The 18,506-nt window shown below is 36.8% G+C and carries 13 protein-coding genes and 1 pseudogene; 9 read left to right on the top strand and 5 right to left on the bottom strand.

Translation table 11 applies throughout. The features are described from left to right. Window positions 1-43: 43 nt before the first annotated feature. From ACTXGU_RS05780 to ACTXGU_RS05770, 3 genes and pseudogenes are all read left to right on the top strand, one after another. Window positions 44-1,177 (top strand): NADH-dependent flavin oxidoreductase, encoded by a 1,134-nt coding sequence (locus ACTXGU_RS05780; RefSeq protein WP_443480544.1) that lies wholly within the window; start codon window positions 44-46, stop codon window positions 1,175-1,177. Between the two features lie 84 nt (window positions 1,178-1,261). Further along, window positions 1,262-2,104 carry an SDR family NAD(P)-dependent oxidoreductase gene (locus ACTXGU_RS05775; protein ID WP_443480543.1) on the top strand — a complete coding sequence of 281 codons (843 nt, stop codon included), beginning with the start codon at window positions 1,262-1,264 and terminating at the stop codon, window positions 2,102-2,104. A gap of 30 nt (window positions 2,105-2,134) precedes the next feature. After that, window positions 2,135-2,281, top strand: a pseudogene (locus ACTXGU_RS05770) (alcohol dehydrogenase); the annotation flags it as partial. Here ACTXGU_RS05770 and ACTXGU_RS05765 read toward each other — a convergent pair. Genes ACTXGU_RS05765 through ACTXGU_RS05755 form a run of 3 tightly spaced genes read right to left on the bottom strand, consistent with a single transcriptional unit; the run spans window position 2,270 to window position 4,609 of the window. Beyond that, window positions 2,270-2,983, bottom strand: coding sequence for a hypothetical protein (locus ACTXGU_RS05765; protein ID WP_443480542.1), 714 nt, complete (start codon window positions 2,981-2,983; stop codon window positions 2,270-2,272). The pseudogene ACTXGU_RS05770 and the gene ACTXGU_RS05765 sit on opposite strands and share 12 nt — an antisense overlap. Further along, window positions 2,928-3,473 (bottom strand): transposase, encoded by a 546-nt coding sequence (locus tag ACTXGU_RS05760; protein ID WP_443480541.1) that lies wholly within the window; start codon window positions 3,471-3,473, stop codon window positions 2,928-2,930. The genes ACTXGU_RS05765 and ACTXGU_RS05760 overlap by 56 nt, the downstream gene beginning before the upstream one ends. Next, window positions 3,470-4,609: a tyrosine-type recombinase/integrase gene (locus ACTXGU_RS05755; protein WP_443480540.1), complete on the bottom strand. Its 1,140-nt coding sequence runs from the start codon at window positions 4,607-4,609 to the stop codon at window positions 3,470-3,472. The genes ACTXGU_RS05760 and ACTXGU_RS05755 overlap by 4 nt, the downstream gene beginning before the upstream one ends. Before the next feature lie 841 nt (window positions 4,610-5,450). On the opposite strand from ACTXGU_RS05755, the gene ACTXGU_RS05750 reads away from it, so the two are divergent. The 4 genes from ACTXGU_RS05750 to ACTXGU_RS05735 all read left to right on the top strand — a co-directional run bounded on the left by ACTXGU_RS05750 (window position 5,451) and on the right by ACTXGU_RS05735 (window position 9,170). Continuing rightward, a complete protein-coding gene (locus ACTXGU_RS05750; RefSeq protein WP_258535796.1) occupies window positions 5,451-5,897 on the top strand; it encodes a MarR family winged helix-turn-helix transcriptional regulator in 447 nt (148 codons plus the stop codon). A 98-nt stretch (window positions 5,898-5,995) separates the two neighbouring features. Then, a complete protein-coding gene (locus ACTXGU_RS05745; protein ID WP_443480539.1) occupies window positions 5,996-7,042 on the top strand; it encodes a saccharopine dehydrogenase family protein in 1,047 nt (348 codons plus the stop codon). Window positions 7,043-7,046: 4 nt separating this feature from the next. Next, the gene (locus tag ACTXGU_RS05740; protein ID WP_252204368.1) at window positions 7,047-8,429 is read left to right on the top strand and encodes a cytochrome P450; all 1,383 of its coding nucleotides are present in this window, start codon (window positions 7,047-7,049) and stop codon (window positions 8,427-8,429) included. 375 nt (window positions 8,430-8,804) lie between these two features. Further along, entirely contained in the window at window positions 8,805-9,170 is a 366-nt protein-coding gene (locus tag ACTXGU_RS05735) for a cupin domain-containing protein (protein WP_249598936.1), read from the top strand. Between the two features lie 217 nt (window positions 9,171-9,387). Here the strand turns inward: ACTXGU_RS05735 and ACTXGU_RS05730 are convergent, their stop codons facing one another. Further along, entirely contained in the window at window positions 9,388-10,848 is a 1,461-nt protein-coding gene (locus tag ACTXGU_RS05730; protein WP_443480538.1) for a glycoside hydrolase family 31 protein, read from the bottom strand. A 196-nt stretch (window positions 10,849-11,044) separates the two neighbouring features. Further along, a complete protein-coding gene (locus tag ACTXGU_RS05725; protein ID WP_443480537.1) occupies window positions 11,045-14,080 on the bottom strand; it encodes a TIM-barrel domain-containing protein in 3,036 nt (1,011 codons plus the stop codon). Between the two features lie 503 nt (window positions 14,081-14,583). Between ACTXGU_RS05725 and ACTXGU_RS05720 the strand changes: the two genes are divergently transcribed. Further along, window positions 14,584-15,906, top strand: a complete 1,323-nt coding sequence (locus ACTXGU_RS05720) for an Ig-like domain-containing protein (RefSeq protein WP_443480536.1) — start codon at window positions 14,584-14,586, stop codon at window positions 15,904-15,906. Between the two features lie 494 nt (window positions 15,907-16,400). After that, window positions 16,401-18,503 (top strand): GH32 C-terminal domain-containing protein, encoded by a 2,103-nt coding sequence (locus tag ACTXGU_RS05715; protein WP_443480535.1) that lies wholly within the window; start codon window positions 16,401-16,403, stop codon window positions 18,501-18,503. Window positions 18,504-18,506 lie beyond the last annotated feature (3 nt).

The following is an 18,506-nucleotide window of genomic DNA, read 5'->3' as shown; positions in this document are numbered from 1 at the left end:
TAAACGAACGTTCGATCAATATGTTATGAAAAGAGGACAAAAAGTGAATACTAAATATAATCAACTGTTCCAACCTTTCACCTTCAATAACGGCATCACGATCAAGAATCGCGTCGTTATGGCACCAATGACAACCTGGGCAAGCAACGATGATCTAACCATCTCCGACGAGGAAGTCAGCTATTACCGCAAAAGAGTAAAAGGGGTTGGACTTGTTATAACCGGCTGTACGCATGTGCAACCAAACGGTATAGGTTTTACTAATGAATTCGCAGCTTATGACGATTCCTTTACTCCAAGCCTACGTAAATTAGCTGATGCTGCGAAAAGCGGTGGAGCTACTGCGTTACTTCAGATTTTTCATGCAGGTAACAAAGCCCTACCGGCTTTAACTCCAAATGGTGAAGTGGTTAGTTCCAGTGCTGTAGAGACTGAAGCTACTGCATTTGCTCCGTCAGTATTACCTAGAGAACTTTCACATGATGAAATAATAGAAGTGATTCATGCGTTTGGAGAAACCACAAGACGAGCCATTGAAGCTGGTTTTGATGGTGTTGAAGTTCATGGTGCACACGGATTTTTACTTCAAAACTTCTTCTCTCCTTTCTTCAATAGACGTGACGATAAATGGGGGGGCTCTCTAGAAAATCGCTTACGTTTCCCATTGGCAGTCGTTCAGGAAATGAAAAAAGTGATTAAGAAGCATGCAACAAAACCGTTTATTTTAGGGTACAGAATTTCTCCTGAAGAATCAGAAGAAGGTGGTCTGAGAATGAGGGATACCTATGCATTGATTGAACGTCTGATTGAAGAGGACGTTGATTATGTGCATGCTTCATTGGCTGATGCTCTTTCTTCAAAGCCAGTCGACAGTCAAGATGAAAAAACGTATCTTGAGTTACTTGTTGAACATGTACAAGGCAGAGTTCCTGTGTTGGCTGCCGGTTCTATGACTACTGCTGATGATGTGGCAAAAGGAATAGATAAAGGTCTTACCCTAGCTGCGATTGGCCACGCGTTAGTCATGAATCCAGACTGGGTTGAAAAGGTACAAAATGGACAAGAGTCTGAAATCCAAACAGTGATTAAGACTTCACAGGTTAGTGAGCTTGAGCTTCCGGAAAAACTTTGGGGCGTAATTCAAGCTTCAGCCCCATGGTTTAAAATCGAAGAATAACAGCGTAATAGAGAGAAGTTAACTGTTTTGTATCGCATAGTAATCCTTTCATCAATAATGAAACCACATTTAGGGGGAAACAAGATGTCTGAGAATAAAGTTTGGTTGATCACGGGCGCAGGACGCGGTATGGGCGCGGACATCGTGCGGGCCGCGCTGGCTTCCGGTCACAAGGTTGTCGCTACGGGAAGAAATCCAGACGCAGTAGCTAAAGCGATCGGCGCAGCGGAGAACCTGTTCGTCGTTAAACTGGACGTAACCAACCCAGAAGATGCAGAGGCTGCGGTTAAGGCTGCGGTGGAGCGATTCGGAACGATCGACGTACTGGTCAATAACGCCGCCAGCTGCTATGTCGGTTTCTTCGAGGAGCTGACCCAAGAGCAGATCGAACGTCAAATCGCGACCAATCTCTATGGTCCGATGAACGTCACCCGTGCCGTGTTGCCTGTGATGCGAAAGGCTCGTTCCGGTCACATTATTTCGATTTCTTCCCTGGCAGGCCTCGCCGGATTTGAATTTAACGCCGCTTACGCTGCTTCGAAGTTTGGTCTTGAGGGTTGGATGGAATCGTTGCGTTATGATGTTTCTCCATTCGGCATCAAAACAACCATCGTCGAACCGGGCTTCTTCCGTACCGAACTTTTAGAACCGGAATCAACTTTCTGGGCCGAGCGATCTATCGATGACTACGCTGCGCGTAATCCTCAATTCCGGGCGTTCTTTAAAGAAAAGAATGGCAAACAGGAAGGCGACCCGGCAAAGCTTGCGAAGGCGTTAATCACCATCGCGAATCAGGAGGAACCACCGTTTCGCTGGATCGCGGGTAGCGATGCGATCGCTGGTGCAGAGCAGAAAGTCGCTGAACTTGAACAACAGATCAACGCCTACCGTTCCCTTTCGACCTCCCTTGCTTACGAGGATGCTTAAGCTATTTCTTGTCCCACAAAACCAATAATTCTAGCTGTGAAGTCCACTTGGGCCATGGGGGCGGAGGTTGCTGTTCTTTCGCAATCATTCGACAAGAAAGAAGACGGATTGCGAATGGGTGCGGAACATTATCATGCCACAAGCGATCCAGACACGTTTAAGAAACTACCGGATTCCCTTTAAGGGTCCGGTTTTTTTCATGCAACGCGTGCTTAGCGTACGATTATTTCCGTTTCGTGAGGTGACCCCAAGATAATTAATTTTTTGAAACAGTTGCTCCAGCACATAATCCGGAATATAGTCAACATGATCGTAACTCTTTTTTCGTCGTTTCGGAATGTCCTCAGAGAAAATAAGCACCCTTGCACTCTTTTTAGGGGCAATACTATATTCATAGGTTTGAAGATCTTCTAAAAAGTTCCGAATGATAACCAAGGTGGTTCCTATATGATGTTCTGGGTGCGAGTTCTTTCCTTTTAAATTTACCTTCGCATGGTAATGCACTTGTTCTATATATCTCAATACGTGTTCTCTAGATAATTCAGTTAAGTCGTTCCATTCAGGTTCAAGACTGCAAATAAAATTGATAAACTTTGGAATGAATCCCATGTAGTTCATTGCTGTTGCCCATGAAAAACCCCGATGTCCTAATAGGCGCTGCTTAAAATATCCTTTCACTTCATCGCGAATATATACATTTTCTATTTTTAAGAAGTTGATATAATGTCTAGGAACAGATTGGTTAAATTCAATGCCGTACAATTGATTTAACACTCTCACATCCCATCTTTCCTTATCCCACTCATCGCGTGAATCCGCCAACTTACATACGAAAAGAATATATGATTCTAAGAAAGTTAACTTCAGCTGTATAAACAATAGACTCCCCGTATAGCTTTTTATTTGTTTTTTTTGTTGTCTTAATCCCATTTTCATTCAGCCACCAAAACCATCTCTTTTGAGCTTTTTCTAAATTTAATTCTAAAAGTGAGTCCATATTAGGATAAACTTCATTTAAAAATTGGGCCAACCTCTTTAACAAAGTTCTTTGACCACCAAATATGCTTGTCAGTGCCCATTCTTGACTAAATAATTTTTTGTAAAAAACGTATTTTAATTCTAAGTTAATAGAGAAATTATGTGCTAAAAAATATAAACTCTTGCTTCTAAAGTTTTTCTGTTTATACCGAACGAAATCTTCCATTTCAATTATAATATCTAGGTTCCAGACATCATTTACTAAAAAATAAGAGTTAGGAACGGAGCTGTAATGCCCAACCTTTGATGCTATACTAGTAGCGAGCTCATTCTGAATTTTTTGGTGAAACTTTTGCTGTTCCAAAATAGACTTAACATCTGGTTTAATCATTTTTTTACTCCCTTATTACAATCTTTGCTAACCTGGAAAGCTGATTGTGCCTTCTCCCAATTCTCACGAATTTCTTCACCGGAAGGATGGACGTACATGTTCATTGTGGTCTGAATATTGGCATGGCCTAGACGTTCTTGAACCTGTTTAATATCTTTTGTTTCACGATAGAACAGGGTGGCGTGAGTATGACGCAATAGATGGGGATGTACCTCTACTCCTGTTTTTTCTCGTAGACGTTTGAAGAGTGCATGAACATCCCAATCTGTCATTGGAAACCCTTTATTTTGACCATGTAGTTTTACAAATAGAAAGTTTGTATCAATTTCCATCTCATCAATAACCTCGTAGAGGTAGTCATCAAACAAATCCATAAGCCCTTGTGACACGTAAATTTCTCGTTCTCCTGTTTTCAACTTAGCACCGTTGGATAATTCCCCCCGATCACGTAATCGTATGCGATGTCCATGCTTATGATCAAAGATGAAATCTTCTATAAATAGTGCCAAAGCCTCACCAATCCTCAGCCCCGTCTCAAAGAGAAGGGAAAGAAGAAAGCGATCCCGTATATTACTAGTTGATGCATATAATACTTCTACTTCTTCTTTTTCTAAAACTTTCACCTTGCGACGAGGCTCTTTCAGTTTCAGAATGTTTTTGTTTACAGGCTTACCTGCATTTACATGGTGGAGGAAGCTCTTGTACCGTCTCCATCCCCCAGTAAATACTTCTTTTATAAGCCTGTCACGAACGTCCTGTTCTAACTCTCCATTACGGTACAGGTAATCATAAAAAGCTGTAACTACTGTAACCGTAAGGTTAACTGTTCTCTCTGTCTTCTTTGACCTCATCTCTTTAAAAGGAGTAACTTTATGGCTGCTATATGGATTCCGCAACCATCCGATAAACTCTGCTAGGTCCTGTAAGATGATCTCCATATAATCCTTGTCAATTTCCCCTAAGTAATCAAAATACTGTTTCAAAGCATAACAGTACGTCTTTTGAGTATTGCTACTCTTTCCAGTATTATCTAAATATTTGAGGTATTTTGCCACTGGCATCACAGGAATACCATCCGAGTCGAGTAATAAATATCTCCTTTTGTTTCCATCCAACTTCACTTCTTGAACCTTCATTTGTCCTCCTCCAATAGCTTAAACATATGATTATATTAAACTTATTAAATAAGATTTAAAAGGTCTTGTTTATCTTTCTGATTTATAGAAAAAGAGAGGATATTCGCTCATATATTGAACGAATTATCCTCTCTTTATGATAGTCTAATTAACGTATGTTTTCCGCGTTTTGTTGGTAGGACCCCTTATAGAAAGTGGTAAAGTTCATAAACCAACGATAGAATCGATTTATGGATGATCGATGTTGATTAATGGTAGAGTGGCTTATCCTTTTTGACCAGGTAGTCATAACTCCTTCATTTTCCATTCATTTGATTATGACTAGAATTCCATGAGTTAATCACCCAAAATACCATAATTCATCATAATCTTTAATAGAATACGACAAGTCCATTTAAAATCGTTGGTAACTATTTTTAACTTGACTCCAGAAAGTTTATTATCTAAACTAAAAATGCGCTTAGACGAATGACAGGGCTAAATTTTTTTGGTTATTTAGTTTAGTTATTAAACAAAATGGAGATGGGGAAATGAAGATACCATCTAGAAATTTGACCAGAATGATTCTGTATTCCGTTATGTAAATGATTCTATCAGCTATTCATCATTACTGTGCGCCCACTATTTATCAATCACCTTGGAGACTTCATGTTGTTCAAGTGAGTATCGTCGTGATTATTTATAGCTTGTGGTACTTGTTGTTTGCCGCAAATGGCAAAATACTTTATTTACAAAAATTGATTTCCATCTTTTTGGTCGTTAGTTTCAGGATTGGCATTTTTGAAGGTGGTTACAATTATTTTGTCAAAAACATTGTTTTTTTGATTGGAGTGTCCGAAATATGAAACAGAAAAAAGTAGATCGTACAAAGTCAGGTAGCCAGCATCTAGGCCAATTAATTATGCTGCTCCAACGTTTAGAAAAACATCCACATACGTTTGGAGAGGCGGGTCCTTTGACACCGACTGAGATTCATACTATTGATGCGATTGGCGTGGAAAGAGGTGTGCTAATGAGTGAACTCGCCAATCGCCTTCAGGTAACCAAGGGAGCCGTTACGCAAATTATTATCCGTTTGGAAGACAAGAACTTAGTGGAACGAACTCCAAATCCAACCGATTCAAGAAGTGTGATTGTATCTTTGACCAAAAAAGGCAAAAGTGCCTTTCGAGCCCATGAAGAGGTGCACTTACATTTCTATCGAGAGTTACGTTCGCAATTAAATGATCAGGAGATTGAGATTTTTGAGAAGTGCATAGAGAAGCTGTGTACCCATTTACGAAAGTAATTTTTTTACCTTTTTAGTTTAGTTTCTAAATAAATTAGCGATGTAAAGATAGGTACTAATAGAAGTTAGGTGGGATTTGATTGAGAGAAAAAATCATTGTGGTCGGTGGGTATGGTCAGGTTGGCAAAGTGATCTGCGATGAATTAGGAAAGATTTATCCATATAAGGTGTACGCTGCTGGACGTAACTTCCAGAAGGCAGAACAGTTCTCGATTCATACAGGGAGGAAAGTTTTACCTCTACAACTTGACGTGAATGAACCGATAGCTGGCGATTTTTTCCGTGATGTTTCCATGGTTGTCATGTGCTTGGACTTACAAAATACCAACTTTGTTCAAGCGTGTGTTAAGCATCAGGTTGATTATATTGATATTACGGCTGATTATTCTGTGATGTCAAAAATTCAAGAGATTCGTCCTACGGAATCGACAGTTGTCCTAAGTGTCGGGTTGGCACCTGGAATAACCAACATGCTAGTGAAACAAGGAAAGAATCAATTGGATCAGGTCGATTCTGCAGATATTTATATTTTGTTAGGTTTAGGGGAGGTACATGGACGTGCAGCGATTGAATGGACAGTGGATAATCTGAGTGCTGATTATTCTGTCATCCACCAAGGAAGCAGAAAACAAGTGACCAGTTTCTCTGATGGAAAGAAGATGAATTTTCCAGCGAGATTAGGACAAAAAACAGCTTATCGGTTCAACTTTTCTGACCAACACGTTTTACCTCAGACGTTGGGTATTCCCTCTGTTTCCACTCGTCTATGTTTTGATTCAGCGATGATGACAAGTTTAATAGTGAGTTTAAAACGTACAGGGATTGTACGGTGGCTAGAGCAGCCCTTGATCCGAGAAAAGGTAGTGGATCTCTTTGAAAAATCGCAATGGGGATCACAAGTATATGTAGCAAAGGTAGATGTTACAGGGCAGTTGAACGGTCAGAATGTACGCTATCAAGGTTCGATTCACGGAGAAAATGAGTTTGTTGCAACAGGAAAAGTTGCGGTCTATGTGGCGAAAAATATCTATGCAGGGCAACATCCACCTGGTGTATTTCATATGGAAGAGCTGTTCCAACCTACTGATTTATTTACTGATTTAAGAGACATGGTCACATTGGATGAAAAAATACTGGAGGTATAGACAAATGGAGATGAGAAAAATGGGGAAAACAGTCCCTGGACCTAAAGAGATCCCTTTTATCGGTAATCTGCTGGAAGTAGGTTCAAAGCCGCATGAATTTTTTAAAACTTGTGTAGAAAAGTATGGTCCGGTTGTTCGCGTACGGTTGGAAAAAGACCGCGATACGTATCTGTTAAGTCGTCCACAGGATATTCAGTATGTCCTTAAAAATTCACAGAAGTTATTTGCAAAAGGGTATCACCGGGATCGGATTCTTAGTATGGTGCTAGGCAATGGTCTGGTCACGAGCGAAGGAGATTTCTGGCTCAGACAACGGAGATTATCGCAGCCAGCGTTTCATAAACATCGTATTGAGAAATATGCGGACACTATGACTCACTATGCTAGCCGAATGCTTCGTAACTGGGAAAATGGCCAAATGCTTGATCTTCATAAAGAGATGATGCAATGTACCATGGAAATTGTTGCTAAAACACTTTTTGATATAGATCTGCAAGAAGCCGAGCATCAGGGGTCAAATCAAGTTGGTAAAGCGCTTGATCAAGTTTTTCACGAATATGTTAATCAGTATACAAGCATTACTCGTATGTTGCTTGAAATGCTCCCTTTTTCTCTGCCTACTCCTGGAAATAAACGACTGAAGGAAGGTATTCGCCAATTGGATCAGGTAATCTATGAGATCATTGAGCACCGAAAAAAAGAGAATCGGGATCGGGGTGATCTTCTTTCTATGCTGATTGCAGCACAAGATGATGATGGAAAAGGGATGACTTCTACACAATTAAGGGATGAAGTGATGACGTTATTTCTTGCTGGTCATGAAACAACGGCTAATGTTTTATCGTGGACTATCTATCTACTTGCTCAACATGCAGATGCGGAAGAAAAGTTAGTTACAGAGTTAAAAAATGTGCTACAAGGAAGACTTCCTTCTTTATCCGATATTCCACATCTCCCCTATACGCAAGCAATCATCAATGAATCGATGCGTCTCTATCCGCCCGTTTGGTTTATTTCTCGTGAACCACTTGAGGATATATGGATCGATGAATATTGTTTACCAGCAGGATGTGAAGTTGCCGTTAGTCAGTGGGTGATGCATCGGCACCCGGATTATTTTTCAAAACCCGATTCTTTTGTTCCCGAACGTTGGTTCCGTGAATTTGAAAAAAGCTTACCTTCCTATGTCTATTTTCCGTTTGGCGCAGGGCCACGTGTCTGTATTGGAAATAATTTCGCGATCATGGAGGCCACTTTATTGCTCGCTTCGATTATGCAAATGATTCATATGGAACTCGATCATCAACATGATGTGGTTCCAGAACCTTCGATCACGCTACGACCAAAAAATGGGATTCGGGTACGTGTCGAAAAGAGAAACAACTAATAGTTTAACCTTACTACCCGGTTTCTTAGTTTCATGATCGAGCAAAACGGTGCAACTTTATTAAAACGGTATAACTTTATTTTAAACGGTACGACTTTATTTCAAATCCACAATGGAAACAAAGAAAGTAAATAAAGAGATAACAATATACCCCCAAAATCCTTTTTTGTCTTTTTAAAGTTCGGCTAATCCTGTCACCAACATAAGTGCCCCCAAGAACAACATAGAATATGGCATCAACTCAAAATTTTCAGTAATTAGCTGATAGGCTGATAAAGTAAGAACAATTATTTCCTAGGTTGGTTACTTTTGCTTTTTTTATTCACAATGCTTATAATGATAATTTAGAACGTTACTAGTTTGGGAGGGATAACAGTGATTGAAAAAGTAAATCTTATGTCTAAGTTTGAATTGATTCATGAGTATTATCAGCCCAAAAGTATTGCAAATGTAAATGATTCAGCGTTTAAAATAGTAAAATTGAAAGGTGATTTCATATGGCATCACCATGATAAATCTGATGAATTATTCTTGGTTATTAAAGGACAAATGAAAATAAAAGTAAAGGATCAAGATGATATACATTTGAATGAGGGCGAATTAGTTGTTATCCCTAAGGGTGTAGAACATATGCCGGTAGTTGAAGAAGAAGCTTATGTTGCTCTGATTGAACCTTATGAGTTGATTAATACAGGAAACGTACAAAGTGAACGTACTGTACACAATGTTGAAAAAATATAAAATGCTATCTGATTCCAACTTGTGTGGATTCTATGTCCCGTCAGTACTTAGTTTAAGATAAAGGATAGTTAAGCCTTATTTCAATTAGAAATAGGGCTCTTCATTTTTTATTTCTCAAACGGTGTTAATTGTACTTTTAACACCAAAATTTAACAACTACTTTATTTGTTTTTAAACGAATTTATTGTAAATGGGGTAGCGTCAGGAAAATGCGGATTTACAACGATTCATTCGAATTGTTTATTCTCCAAGCATTGTACGTTGCTTCATTTTCCAAATGGCCATAAATATTATGGAACTCTTTAGAAAGAACAGTATTATCGTTATCGTCTTTCCCATAAGCATCTAATGGAAGCGTAAAATAAGTTTCTGCAGCACCTAACAGCGAAGGTTCATTCATATCATTCCATATCCCATCAGCACCATCATTAAGAATAGGTCCTAAACTGGTTGCCCACCAGTTTCTCACGTCACTTTTTAAAAAGTTAGGAAAAGCCGAATCACCAGGCCAAACAGGGCCAATAAAATCACTTCCATCAGCATTTTTCACCCAATATCCTTTTGCTGTTCCTTCTTGATAAATCAAATAGTTTTCATCTTGTTTAACACCAGGATCATTAATTAAAACCGCATGAAAACCACCTAATGCTTTTAATTGTTGTAAGGCTTGTTTATATTGTTCATTCCATGTAAATATACGGTAACCGTTCATATAGTCAATATCAAAGTGCATCGTATCAAGTGGTATTTGCTTTTCGCGATAGGTTTTAGCTATATCAATGATCTCAGTTGGTGAGTATCCAAATTTGCTTTGATTTAATCCTAGAGACCATTCAGGTGGAAGATCCATCTTTCCAGTTAAGTCAGTGTATTGCTCAAGTACATGAGAAATCTCAGGTCCGTACATAAAATAATATGTTAGTGGTCCACCGTTGGCATAAAAATAGTAATAATTATCCGAATCACTTGCCATATTGTAGTAAGATCGGTATGTATTATCAAACAAAAGCCCATAAGCTTTTCCGTTTTTTAAACCGATAAAGAATGGAATGGAGGCATAAAGATATTTTGCCTCTGGTCCATATGCGTATGCATCTGTGTTCCACATACCCATGTTTTTTCCACGCTTATTAAGCGTTAAACCGGATTGTTCACCAAATCCGTAAAAATTTTCATTGCTGTCCGTTTTTTTGAAAACATATGGTTTACTATTTTCATAACCAGATGATGTACCATTTTTCATATAATCTTCATTAATAACATGCCCTTTTTTATCTAGAATTTTAATTCCAAATGGCTTTTCTTTAACAATGATATTAAGCTCACTAGTCTTAATCAAATATTGATTATTCATTTGTTTTGTAGTAAACGATGGTGTTTCCCAGTTTTTCTTTTGTATAGCAGGAGAATCCTGTTCTGTTTTATCTTTAGGAAGTATTGAGATTTTTACCATATCCTTGGATAAAAGATGTATGTTACCGTTATAATCACCTAAATCAAATGAAACACTATCATTTGTTTTATTTTTACTTTGAACAGAAAGTTTTTGTAGGTTGTTAGTATCTAATAACGTATCTGGATCAGGTTCAACTGCTAAAACAGTTTGAAATGTAGTTGAAAATAGAATGACTATAGTAACAAAAAAAATACTAATACCTTTTAGCCTAAAAATAGACATTTTTCCACCTCAAGAGTAATTATTTTAACGCAGGAAGAATATTCCGAAAATATCAGCTCCTAATAAGAAAAGCGCAGGCGTCGGAGCTAGACACTCATCTAAGTTGAAATTTTTATACTTTCTTATCTAATAAAAAGAAACCCCAAAGAAAGATCTTAAGCATCTTTTTTAGGGGTATAGAAAGGAAATTATTTAATTAATTAGATACTGTCACTACTTTTGTTACACTTGTTTTATTTTCTGAATCTGTTGCAAATACATAAATTTTCGTTCCAGTTTTTTGCTTAGGAATTTTCACTTTGAATTTTCCTTTAGAATCTACAGTACCTTTATATGATTTTTTGCCGATTTTAATGGTAATTTTCGCTTTTTTCTCTGCTGAACCAGTTACACTAGTGCTTGTTTTTTTCACTTTACTAACACTTGGCATATTTGGAGCGTAACGTGCTACAGTGATTGTTTGTGTAAGACTCTTGATTCCGTTTTTATCTTGGCTGTATACAGAGATTTTTTTACCTGTATTTTGAACAGGAATGTTGATTTTAAAAGAACCATCTGAACTTGCTTTCGTTTTATAGCTTTTACCTGAAATAGTTGCTGTAACAGTAGAACCACCTTCAGTTTTTCCTGATATTGATGTTGATTTATTATGGACACCGTTTGCTGTTAATGGGTTAGCATCGTTAATCGTTACTTTTGAAGCAGAAGTTGGAAAATGAACATATAAAGTTTGACTGCTGCTATCAAAATAGTACGAACGATTCGTTTTGTTCATATCATCCATTGTGTTGACTCTTGCATATTGACGAGTAGATTCAACTACTTCAGATGGTTCTTTTACATTATTTATTTTTAAAGTATACGCTTTGATTGTTGATTTGTATTTTGAAACTGCGCTGCTCTTAGTAAATTCAATTTTCTTGCCATTACGCTTCAAATTAAAGTTTGTTAAGTTATATTGGCCTTTTTTGTGATTTAGTGAATGTCCATCATCTTCATAAAAACTATAGCTTGCTTGATTATCAAGATACGTATCAAGCACTAAGTTCGTTAATGGCTTTTCTCCAGTATGTTGTTGGACATCACGAGTAGGAATAATTGAATTCTTTTTCACGAATAGCGGCAAATAGTCTAATGGTGCATCGACCGTAATCGTTTGTCCACCTTTGTATTCCTTTTTATCCCAATAATTCACCCATGTATTTCCTTCAGGTAAATAAACTTCACGCGTTGTTTGTCCTGGATTAACGATTGGAGCAAGCATCAATGAATCTCCGAACATATATTGATCACTGATATTATATGTTTTTGCATCTTTTTGATATTGATAAACAAGTGGCTGCTGTACAGGTTTTCCTGTTTTAGCTGCATCGTTAAATGCGTTATATATATAAGGAAGAAGTTGATAGCGCATTTCAATATACTTTTTACTGATTGCTTCTACTTCTGGGCCAAATGACCAAGGCTCTTGATGATATTGTGAATCACTCCACCCATCATAATGAATACGTGCGTAAGGCAAGAATGCCCCTACTTGAATCCAACGGGCAAATAGTTCTGGTGTCGCTTGACCACCAAATCCACCAATATCATTTCCAACAAATGGTGCACCGGATAAACCAAGATTCATATTTAATGGAAGAGACATTTGCAGATGTTCCCAAGTGCTTAGACTATCCCCTGTCCAAACTGCTGCATAACGCTGCGTCCCAGCAAACATGTCCCGTGTTAAAATAAAAGGTCTTTCATTTGAGTTAATCTTTTTCCAAGCATCATAGGTCGCCTCATTTTCTAAGTGACCAAAGATATTATGAAATTCTTCATGTGTAACTTTATTATTATTGTCATCTTCTCCGTATGCATCTAGCGGCAAGGTATGATTATATCCAGGACCATCAATAAATACTGCCGGTTCATTCATATCATTCCAAATGCCATCGAAGCCAGCATTAAGAAGTGTAGATCCAGTACTTTCTGCCCACCAGTTACGTACATCTTTCTTTAAAAAATTAGGGAAAGCAGAATTTCCTGCCCAAACAGGACCATGAAAGATATTACCGTCCGCTTGTTTAAACCAGTAGTCCTTAGCGGTTCCTTCTTTGTAAACGGAATAATTATCATCTTGTTTAACGCCAGGATCATTAATTACGACAGAGTGGAATCCACCCATTCCTTTTAATGTTTGTAGTGCTTGCTTAAATTTATCGTTGAAAGTAAATACTCTGTACCCATCCATATAATCAATATCAAAATGCAATGTATCAAGTGGAATTTGTTTCTCTCGATACGTACGTGCAACACTTGTAATAGAATGGTCTGTACTATCTTCTTCTGTTGCTTTATAACCCCAGCTGCTTTGGTGAAGCCCTAATGTCCATTCAGGCGGCAAATCAATTTTCCCAGTCAATTGGGTATATTGATCAAGAACATGTTGAATATCCGGTCCATACATGAAATAGTACGATAATGGCCCACCATTAGCATAAAAGTAGTAATAATTATCCGATTCACTTGCCATTTCGTAATAGGAACGATAAGTATTATCAAATAAGATACCATATGCCTTTCCGTTATTTAATCCAATAAAGAACGGAACTGCGGTATAAACATACTTTGTATTGCTATCATAACCATAGGCATCGGTATTCCACATACCTAGACTTTTACCGCGTTTGTTTAACTGCAGTCCAGCTTGTTCTCCGAAACCATAAAAATTTTCACTGCTGGATGTTTTTTTGAATACATATGGTTTTCCGTCTTCATAGCCAGAAGATACACCGTTTTTCATATAATCTTCATTAATGACACGACCTTTTTTATCAAGGACTTTAATCCCAAACAATTTTTTGTTGACAACTACACTAATTTCACTAGTTTTTAAAATATATTGGTCGTTCACTTCTTTTGTGATAAACGAAGGCGCTGACCATTTTGTTTGAGCAATGGCTGGCGAATTCTTCTCTTGTTGACCATTTGGAAGAATAGATACTTTGATCATATCTTTAGATAACAAATGGATATATCCTGTATATTCACCTAAATCAAATTTAGCACCGTCAGCTGTTTTTATTACTTTATTAACGGATAGTTTTTGCAATTGGTTTTTATTTAAAGGCGTATCGGCCTCAGGTTGAGTTGCAGCAAATGCAGAAGAAATAGCTGTTGAAAAAAACATGACAAAAGCAATTGCTAAAATACTAATAACTTTAAATCTTTGCTTATATATAGACATATTACACCTCAATCAAGTTTTGAAAACTAATTTATTCCATTTGAACAATGGTAAATATTCGGATGTTTCACCTCCTTTATAATGTAAGCGCTTTCTAATGATCGCATTTTCCAAAAGAATACGTAGATTAATAGAATAAAAACATAAATAATCATTACGCATTTATGTCAAAATAGTGAAGTTCACTTATAAATTTGCATATATTTAACATTTTAAAAGTTTGGGCAAAATATGTCTACCGTATTTTTTTTATATAAAACCTTAAAAAAATACGGTTGATTAGTCGACTTTCTATTCGTTATCATAAATAGAAGGATTGAAAATAATTCCTATTTTCGCTAAAAAAAACATTTCCAAAGCTAACTTTCTATTATTCACTAACAAAACATTAGCAATTTTCTAAAAAATTATAAATATATCATTAAAATGATAATAGAGTTTATTTAGAGTTCTATTTGAAAGGTTATTTTAATGGTAATGAATACCAGGGAGGAACAAATGTTTTGAAGAAGTTATTATCAATTGCAATATGTTCACTTATTGCTATAAGTTTATTTAATGGTGCAAATCAAGCATTCGCAGAACCATTAACTACTGATAAGGATGTGACAGCACCTGCGCCACCACAAGTCAATAAAACGACTAATAAGTCAACTGAAGTTACAGGACAGACTGAGGCTGGTTCTACTATCGTTATAAAAAATGACCAAAACGAACAATTAGGTACAGATACAGCAAAAAATACAGGTGAATTTTCAGTAGCTATTCCAAAGCTTAAACCAGGTACAAAAATTATCGTTACAGCAACAGATTCAGCTAACAATACGAGTTATCCAACAATAAGCTACATTTTTCCTACTACATTGAATTTCAATACAATAACGGATCAAACGACAATAATGCAAGGAACAACAACTCCTAATACGTTTGTGATAGTAAGCAGTGATGACAATCAATGGATAGGAAGATCAAAAGATGATGGTTCTTATATCGTAACATTACCTCTTTTTAAAGCAGATACAAAACTCAATATCTCGTCTCTAGATATTGATAGTGGATTAAGAAGTGATGTTATATCAGTTACGGTACAAGATGTGACACCTCCAGAAATGCCAAAGGTAGACGCAGTAACAGATCATTCAAAAGTAATAAAAGGTAAAACAGAACCTGGGGCACAGGTTTATCTCGTAACTGCAGATGACTTTTTTAGTGTAACTGCTGGGCACGATGGTAAGTTCAGTGTTGACATTCCTGTTCAAAAATTAGGTAGTTTTATTTATGTAAATGCAACGGATACAGTTGGCAATCAATCTGACAGCATTGAGGTAAAAGTTACAGAAGCAGTTCCAGTGAAAATAAACAGCGTAACAAATAAAGAAACATCTCTAACAGGAAAAACAGTCAAAGGTGCTACAGTAACTGTTTCTATCTCAGGTAAGAATTATACTGCTAAAGCGAATCCAAAAGATGGTTCATTTAGTGTTAAAATACCTGTACAAAACGCTGGTAAAAAAATCTCTGTATACGCTAAAGATAAAGCAAACATTAAAAGTCTTACTAAAACAACAACTGTAAAACGTACAGCTCCTAATATGCCAAGTGTTAATAAAGTAAAAAACACATCAACAAGTGTAAGTGGAGCAGCTGAGAAAAAAGCCAAAATTACCATTAAAATTGGTAAAAAGTCATATAAAGGTACTGTCGATTCGAAAGGGAAATTCAAAGTGAAGATTCCTAAGCAAAAAACTGGAACAAAAATTTATGTTTCAGCAGCAGATTCAAAAAACAAAACAAGTGTTGCCAAAACGGTGACTGTTGTTAAATAAATCTATTAATCAAATGCAAGTGATAATTATTTCAAGGGGCTGTTCAATAAGTCGATTTTTCGACTTTTGGAAGCCCCTTTTCATATTCGAGAATGTTGATATACCAACATTCTTAAATTTTGAATTTATCGGATTTGCTCTGTTCGGACAGCCTCTCTTAATTGCATAAAAAATGAGATTAACCCAGGTGAATAACTTTGTGGAGTCAGCTTTTATCTTTTCCTTCACTCTATTATTTATGCTTAAAAATAATTCTATTAGATTATTGACTTTATACACCTTCTTCTAATATAAATATATTGGAATTTCATACAAAAAACATTAACATAGTATTATAATAGTTACTTTGTATTTATGAATAAAAAACACCAAAAGTCTTTTCATTTTATCACACACTGGATTATGATAAAATGAGGTTTTAAGAATCAGGATGATAGGAATAATGTATCATTCCTATCATCCTGATTCTTTAAATACAATTATAAGGAGAAAAGATGACAAAAAAAAGAAAACTACTTACCACTATAATTACTTTTTGTATTTTTATTGCAGGGTTTTTCACTCTTTATTTTTACATAAAAGAAAAGCCAGCATCCAATGAACACCACGCAAATAACAAAACATCATCACCTGCTACCACCATGAATTCTGATGGATATTACGACGAACCATTTCGACCACAATTTCATTATTCACCTGAAGCTAATTGGATGAACGATCCAAATGGAATGGTTTATTATAAAGGAAAATATCATTTGTTCTATCAATATTATCCTTATGGTACTCAATGGGGGCCTATGCACTGGGGGCATGCTACAAGCAAAGATTTAGTTCACTGGGAGCATCTTCCGGTTGCTTTAGCACCTGATAGCAACGGTCAAATTTTTTCAGGCAGCATTGTGGTTGATTATGATAATACTAGTGGTTTTGGAGTTGAAAATAATCCACCACTAGTAGCAATCTATACACAAAATAACAATGGTCAACAAAACCAAAGCATCGCCTATAGTATAGATGAAGGAAACACCTGGACAAAGTATGAAGGTAATCCTATTATGAAAGATTTTCCTAAACCGGACTGGCGTGATCCAAAAGTATTCTGGCATGAAGAAACCAATTCATGGATTATGCCTTTGGCTGCAAAAGACCAGATTATGTTCTATACCTCACCCAACCTTAAAGATTGGGAGTTTGCTAGTGAGTTTAAGCCTCAAAATGCAACAGATCAAACATTATTCGAATGTCCTGAAATATTCCCATTGCCTGTAGATGGTAATAAAAACAATCAAAAATGGGTATTAGCAACGAGTCTAGGTGATGGGGCAATTGCAGGAGGATCTGGTATGGAATACTATATTGGATCATTTGATGGAAAAAAATTTACACCAGATACTCCAGATGCTTATTGGCTTGACTACGGTCCAGATTTTTATGCAGGGGTAACTTGGGAGAATGCGCCGAATAATGATGAATACCGTACAATGATTGCCTGGATGAGTAATTGGAAATATGCAAACAACACGCCAACTTCTACTTGGCGCAGTGCAAATACCATTCCAAGAAAGCTAGAACTAAAAACGGTAGATAACGGTGAAATTAAATTAATCCAAACTCCAGTTAGCCAATTAGAAAATTTACGTCATAACAGCAAATCTTATAAACAGCAAACAATTAGCGAAAATAATAATTTACTTTCTAATATTAGCAGTGATACGCTTGAATTAGTAGCTGATTTTAAGGTGGATAACACAACTTCTGCGAGCACTTTTGGATTCAAGGTTAGAAAAGGAAATAGCCAATTTACAACGATAGGCTATGACAAGAACAAGAAAACCATTTATGTTGATCGCACGAATTCTGGAGACTCCGGATTTTATGACCAATTTGCAAAATTACATGAAGCACCTCTAGCAACTACCAACGGTCATATTAAAATGCATATCTTTATTGATCGATCATCTGTTGAATTATTTGCAAATGACGGACAAGTTACCATCACAGACCAAATATTTCCAGATCCTTCAAGCAATTCTATTGAGTTATTTGCAAATGATGGTGAAGTTACACTTGATTCCCTGCAAGTATATTCACTTAACGATATTTGGGGCAAAAGCCCGCTCCATTCAGATATTACCGATTGGCATAATATTAATGGTCTATGGGCCGATACATACGCTGGCAAACAAGGAAGCGATATGGAGGATGCCTTTACACTCGGTAAACAAATGAGCAAAGACTTTCACTATGAGGCTAATATTAAAATCGGCAACCAAGGAGCTGGTGGATTAGTTTTCCGCTCCGATGACAATGCAGATAATGCGTATATTGCCAATTTAGATTTAAATGGACAATTAGTAAAGTTATGGAAAAGAGAAAGCGGACAAGCTATCATTCTAGCTACCGTTCCGTATAAAATAGATCCGGAAACCATTTACCATATGAAAATTGAAGCACATGATAATCAAATAAAGTTGTCCATTAATAATGAATTGCTACTAACGGAACAAGACGACTCCTTTACTGAAGGTAAATTAGGATTAAATGTATGGAATGGCACATCCTCCTTCCAAAATGTAAAGCTTAAAAATATAGATTAATAG

Source organism: Niallia sp. 01092, assembly GCF_052318935.1.
GTDB lineage: Bacteria > Bacillota > Bacilli > Bacillales > Cytobacillaceae > Niallia.
This window is presented reverse-complemented; position numbering and strand designations above follow the sequence as displayed.